Below are 4,791 nucleotides of genomic sequence, written 5' to 3' on the forward strand. Positions count from 1 at the left end.
ACGGCTTGCTCCTGATGATCTTCATCATCTTTCTGCCGGCCGGGATCTACGGGAGTGCCCGTCAGTTCGTGGGCCGCCGCCCGGGGGCCGCTCGGGCACCGGCCTGAGTGACACCGGCCGGGTGGTCGCGGCGAGGCGCCCGTATTGACGCTCCCGGCCCGGTTGACGTAGGCTCGTGGAAACGTGAACGAAGCAGGCAACGGACTGGTCACGTCGCCCCTTCCCGGGCCCCCCAGGCTACCCTGACAGGAGGACGCGCGCATGGACGTCGCATCCGAACGGTGGCAACTCTCCCGCCGGCAGTTCCTGCGAACCCTGGCCGCTTCGGGCGCCATCGCGGCCGGTGACCTCGCGTGGTGGGAGGAGCCTTTCCTTTCCACCCGGAAGGCCTATGGCGCCACGCCGGTCCGGTTCCAGTTCAGCGTGCCCGAGCCGAAGCGCAACGCGCTGGTCGAATCCCTCGTGCAGCGCTTCAATCAGTCCCAGAAGGATTTCGAGGTCAAGGTCGAGTTCGTGCCGCAGGCTCAGGCCCGTCAGAAGCTCATCACGTCCATCACGGCTGGCAGTCCGCCGGACTGCTGCCAGGTGTGGGACAACTGGGTGGGCGAGTTCGAAGGCATGGGGGCGGTCGAGGATCTCACCGCCCAGGTCAAGGACTGGAAGCACTACCGAGACGTGCTCCCGATCGCCTGGGAGACGGTGACGGTGAAGGGGAAGATTCTCTCCTTCCCGTGGGTCGTCACCAACGACGCGATCTACTATCGGACCGACCGCCTCAAGGAGTACGGCCTCAAGGCGCCATCGGACGACTGGACCTGGGACGACTTCCTGACGCTGGCCAAGGGCTTCACCAAGGCGGACCGGAACCAGTACGGCTTCGGCATGCGCGGGCAGGGGACGTGGGCGGTCCTCTATGCCACCGAGTTCATGTACGGGAACGGCGCCCAGGTGCTCAAGGATGGCAAGGTCGTCATCAACGGGAAGGAGGCCGTCGAGGGCCTGGACTGGTACCTGGATCTCTTGCGCAAGCACAAGGTGACGCCGCCCAGCGTGCCCACCGACGGCTGGCGACAGATCGTGGAAGGGTTCGGCCGCGGCATCACGAATACCTATCTCCACAACTCCGGCTCCTCGGAGGAGCAGAAGGGGTTCGTGGGGCCCCAGAACTTCGCGACGGTGCCGCTCCCGATGGGGCCGACCAAGAAGCGCGCCTCCTTCTACTTCTCCGAGACGCTGACCGCCTTCAAGGCCGCCAAGAACCGGGAAGGGGCATGGCGGTTCATGACCTTCCTGATGGAGGATGAGCCGCACGCGATGTACTGCAAGACGCTCGGGCTCCTGCCCGCCCGCAAGACGGTCGCCGACCGGCCCGAGTTCGCCAAGGACCCGGCCCTGGCGGGCTTCGTCAAATCCTTCCCGTTCTCCATCGTGAGCCCCTACCTGGCCCACGCCGGATGGGGCGGGAAGCTCGACTCCGAGGGGGTCCCGCTCTTCCAGCAGGCGATGGTCGGAAAGATCTCCGCAAAGGAGTGCCTCGACAAGTTCGCCGAGGTGCTGACCAAGAACATGGCGTAGGTCATTTCGGGGAGGTCTCGGAAGCCCCCCCCGAGGCCCCCCCCGTCGTGGCGGCGGTGAAGCCGCCGCTCGGAGCACTCCTGGATGAACCACGCGCTCGGTGGCCGGCGCCGGTTACTCCGACACGTTCCTAGGTCTCGGAGGGGGGCTGTGCTCCCCTTCGAGACCTCCCCCCAGGACGCTTCGGCCAAGAGCGCGCGGCGGGATGACCCCAGAGACGGCGTGACGTGAGTTACCGTGACGCGACAATCGCCGCGCCGCTCGCGCGGCCTCTGGTCACTCGGCGGACGCGCGAGCTTCTGCTCGGGTACGCCTATCTGCTCCCCGTCGCGGTCTGCCTCGGCGGCACCGTCCTCGTCCCGATCCTGAAGGCCATCCACATGAGCCTGTACAACCACGTGCTCATCAAGCCGCAGGAGTACCGGTTCATCGGCCTCGGCAACTACGCGCGACTCCTCGGGGACGACGTCTTCTGGCTCACCCTCTGGAACTCGGCGTGGTGGGTCTTCGGCTCGGTGTCGCTCCAGTTTCTGGGCGGCTTCGCGGCCGCCCTCCTCCTCCACCAGGCCTTCGCCGGACGAGCGCTGGTGCGGACGGTCACGCTGCTGCCGTGGGTGATTCCCGGCGTGGTGGTGGCACTGGTCTGGGAGTACATCTACCAGCCGAACTACGGCATCCTGAACGACCTGCTCTTCCGACTCGGCTGGCTCCACGAGCGGGTGGCCTGGCTCTCCGACCCGCGCCTCGCCATGCCGGCCGTCATCATGACCAACATCTGGCGGGGCGTGCCCTTCTTCGCCATCATGCTGCTGGCCGGCCTCCAGGCCATTCCGGACGAGCTGTACGAGGCGGCCCGGGTCGACGGGGCGAGCGTCACCCAGCGCTTCTGGCACGTCACGCTCCCGCTCCTTCGACCCATCATCGTGGTGGCCACGGCGACGCGCATCATCTGGACGTTCAACTACGCCGACCTCATCTTCGTCATGACCAGCGGCGGGCCCGCCAACGCAACCCAGATCACCTCGACCTACACGCTACTTCAGGCCTACTCGAACCTCGACTTCGGGTACGCGGCGACGCTGTCGGTCGTGCTCCTGCTGATCATGCTGGCGTTCACCATCGCCTACCTCCGCGTCACGCGGGGCGTGGAATCCGTGGCATGACCGGCCGGCGGGCCGGCCGCGCCGACCTGGCCGAGCGCGTTCTGGGCGGCCCCGTCCTCTGGGGCGGGCTCGCTCTGCTCACGCTGTTCGCCATCGGCCCCTTCGTCTGGGTGTTCCTGAGCTCATTCAAGACGCGGGCCGAGCTGTACGCCACGCCGCTCGTCTACCTCCCGAAGCAGATCACCCTCGCCAACTACGTGGACGCCTGGACTTCCAGCCTCACACCCTTCAGCCGATTCTTCGCAAACAGCCTGTGGGTGTCGTCGGTCACGATGGTGGCGACGACGGTGATCTCGATCCTCGCCGGGTACGCCCTGGCCCGCTTCCGGTTCGTCGGACGGGATGTCTTCTTGCTCGTGTTCCTGGCGACCCAGATGTTTCCGGCCGTCCTCCTCATCGCCCCGCTTCTCTCGCAGTGGTATGCGCTCGGGCTCATCGACACCTACCAGGCGCTCATCTACTCGAATTTTTCCTTCACGGTGCCGTTTACCGTATGGATGCTGGTGGGCTACTTCGAGTCCATCCCGCGGGAGCTGGAGGAGAGCGCCATGATCGACGGCTGCGGTCGTCTCGGCGCTCTGCTCCGGATCGTCCTGCCGCTGGCGGCGCCGGGAGTGGCGGCGACCGCCATCTTCGCCTTCGTCTCGTCCTGGAGCGAGCTGCTCTTCGCGATCACCTTCACGACTCAGACCGAGATGCGGACGCTGTCGGCCGGACTGCTCTATATGGTCGGACAGTACGAGATCCAGTGGGGTCAGCTGTCGGCCGGCGTGATGATCAGCACAGTGCCGGTGGCAGTCCTGTTCACCTTCCTGCAGCGACACCTCATCCGCGGGCTCACGGCCGGCGCCCTCAAGGGCTAGCCGGACGGGCCCGGCAAGGAGGGCCCTATGAGAGAGGCCAGACATTGGCGCAGAGGAATGCTCCTGGTGGCCGCGACGGCGTTGGCTCTGGGCGCCGGGGTCGACCGCGGCGCGGCCCAGGGGCCGGTGACCATCTCGGTCATCGACGTGGCGGGTGACCTCTCGTCGGTGCGCGACATCATCGAGAACTTCAAGAAGGCCAACCCGCAGCGCGTCAAGGACGTGACCTATCAGCGGGCGCCGGCCCCCGAGCTGCCGGCCAAGATCAAGGCCCAGCAGGATGCCGGCCGGGTGGACATCAACCTGATCCTGACCGGGCAGGATGCCGGCTCGGTGCTGGTCCAGAACGGCCAGCTGGTCAAGCTGTTCCCGCAATACGACAAGCGGTTCCCGAAGGACGAGCTCACCGACGCGGCGAAGGTCCTGCAGGACGAGGGTGAAGGCTATCTCCTGCCCTCGGTCGTGTCCAACGGCGGCCCGGTCTTCATCTACAACCCGGGCAAGGTGAAGGAGCCGCCCAAGACCGCCGACGAGTTCAAGGCCTGGGTGAAGGCGAATCCCGGCAAGTTCATGTACGCCCGGCCCGCCAATTCGGGTCCCGGCCGGTCCATCCTGGCCGGCATGCCGTACATCCTGGGCGACAAGGATCCCAAGGATCCGGTCAAGGGCTGGGACAAGACCTGGGCCTTCCTGAAGGAGGTCGGCGAGTACGTCGAGTACTATCCGACCGGCACCGCGGTGACGCTCAAGGAGTTCGCCGAAGGGACGCGCTGGATCATCGCCGGGATCATGGAGTGGGACATGAAGCCGCGGGCCGAAGGGACGATTCCGCCGGACTCCCGGATCTTCATTCTGCCCAACACCCACTTCGTGATCGACGGGCATTACTGGGCGATCCCCAAGGGCGTGACGCCGGCCGAGCAGGAGGTCGTCCTCGACCTGATGAGCTTCATGCGGCGACCGGACCAGCAGGCGCTCACCTGGAAGGCCTTCATCGGGCCGTCCGTCAAGGCGGCGACCCTCGACAAGGCCCCGCCCGACCTCCAGAAGCTGGTGCGCGAGCACTGGCGGCCCGAGTACACGGACATGGAGAAGAAGTACAAGGTCGTGGCCCAGCTCCCGGTGAAGCCGCTCGTCGCGGCCATGGACCGGTGGGACAAGGAGGTCGGGGCCCAGCGGATCAAGAAGTT

At 66.5% G+C, this 4,791-nt stretch carries 4 protein-coding genes; all 4 read left to right on the forward strand.

Features of this window, described 5'->3' with window-relative positions:
- Positions 1-261: 261 nt before the first annotated feature.
- Positions 262-1,575: a sugar ABC transporter substrate-binding protein gene (locus VGW35_17610; GenBank protein ID HEV8309481.1), complete on the forward strand. Its 1,314-nt coding sequence runs from the start codon at positions 262-264 to the stop codon at positions 1,573-1,575.
- A 227-nt stretch (positions 1,576-1,802) separates the two neighbouring features.
- Positions 1,803-2,738 carry a sugar ABC transporter permease gene (locus VGW35_17615; protein HEV8309482.1) on the forward strand — a complete coding sequence of 312 codons (936 nt, stop codon included), beginning with the start codon at positions 1,803-1,805 and terminating at the stop codon, positions 2,736-2,738.
- Positions 2,735-3,601: a carbohydrate ABC transporter permease gene (locus VGW35_17620; GenBank protein HEV8309483.1), complete on the forward strand. Its 867-nt coding sequence runs from the start codon at positions 2,735-2,737 to the stop codon at positions 3,599-3,601. Before VGW35_17615 ends, VGW35_17620 begins: the two co-directional genes overlap by 4 nt.
- Before the next feature lie 66 nt (positions 3,602-3,667).
- The coding region (locus VGW35_17625; protein HEV8309484.1) for an extracellular solute-binding protein at positions 3,668-4,791 on the forward strand (1,124 nt) is incomplete at its 3' end.

The organism is Candidatus Methylomirabilota bacterium (assembly GCA_036005065.1).
GTDB lineage: Bacteria > Methylomirabilota > Methylomirabilia > Rokubacteriales > DASRDR01 > DASYQW01.